Consider the following 1,127-nt stretch of genomic DNA (forward strand, 5'->3'; position numbering starts at 1 on the left):
AACATTCTCACTGGCTGAATGAGTTCTTTTAGCTCCAAATCTGTATGCGTACCAAATATGGCTGTAATGACCGAGCCCGCACTAGCGCCTGATATAACACTTGGTAGAAGATTTTGCTGAAGCAAGGCTTTTACAACACCAATGTGGAAATGTCCAAGTGCACCGCCGCCACTGAGCATCAGCGCTGTTCGGCCGTAGCAAAGGCTGGCTCGATGAAAGAAGTCTAGGCGCTCTTCATAATCGATCTGCGAGGCATCTAATTCTGCGATATGCTCTATGGACTCAACTATCTCATCGACATACTCTTCGATAAGTTTCTTCGTACCATACTTGGCATGGTTATAGAGAACAGGCTTACCCATTCCCCCCATATTGCCATGTATACCTTCATTCAGAGCGAACAGTAAGCCATGATAATTGTTGTCTCGACGAAGCCTCTGAAGAGCTTCTAGACGATGACGAATCTGTTTGTAGTCATATTCGCTTGTATGCTCAAGCTCTTTCCATTCGCTGGCACCCGAAGCCAGGTCATGTTTTTCTGCCGCACTGCACCAAGCCTGATAGCTTTCTGCAGCGGCCATGTTGATTTCAAGCTTAGCTAGTTTCTTGGATGAGCTTTCAAAAAACACTCGTACTCTCCGAAGTAAAGTCATGATTGCTTTCAAGCTTAACAGGAGATACCACTTTTCGCCGTATTATTTACCATTTTATGAGTATTCTTCAGGTTTTGTATGACCCAGATCATTCTTGAAGTGCCATCGCTTTACTCTGCTCCATGTTATGATACGCGCCGTCCTTTCAATCACTTCGAGTTTCCGATGACTATTGAAATCATTCCCTTTGAACGCTTGCTCATCGCTTTTATCCCTACTTTCTTTGTGATTGCTCTAATGCGATATTGGGGGCTGGCATACGGAAAAGCCTGTTACTCAATCATCCGCATGCTACTCCAGCTGCTATTAATTGGCTACGCGCTGATCATGATCTTCGAATCAGAAAGCAGCTTGCTCACCTTGGCTGTTCTATCAGTGATGATGCTGGCATCGAGCTGGATATCTCTAAACACGCTGTCAGATAGCACTGGCAACAACGCACTATCAACAAAGGGACGCTTTCAGTTATTCAGT

2 protein-coding genes are annotated in these 1,127 nt (G+C 45.0%); one reads left to right on the forward strand and one right to left on the reverse strand.

Going from position 1 to position 1,127, the window contains the following annotated elements:
• Positions 1-629: patatin-like phospholipase family protein (locus tag A3729_RS18650; RefSeq protein WP_197475917.1), on the reverse strand; the 629-nt coding region annotated here is incomplete at its 3' end.
• Positions 630-731: 102 nt separating this feature from the next.
• On the opposite strand from A3729_RS18650, the gene A3729_RS18655 reads away from it, so the two are divergent.
• Positions 732-1,127: ABC transporter permease (locus A3729_RS18655; RefSeq protein WP_197475918.1), on the forward strand; the 396-nt coding region annotated here is incomplete at its 3' end.

The sequence above is a fragment of the Oleiphilus sp. HI0043 genome (assembly GCF_001634935.1).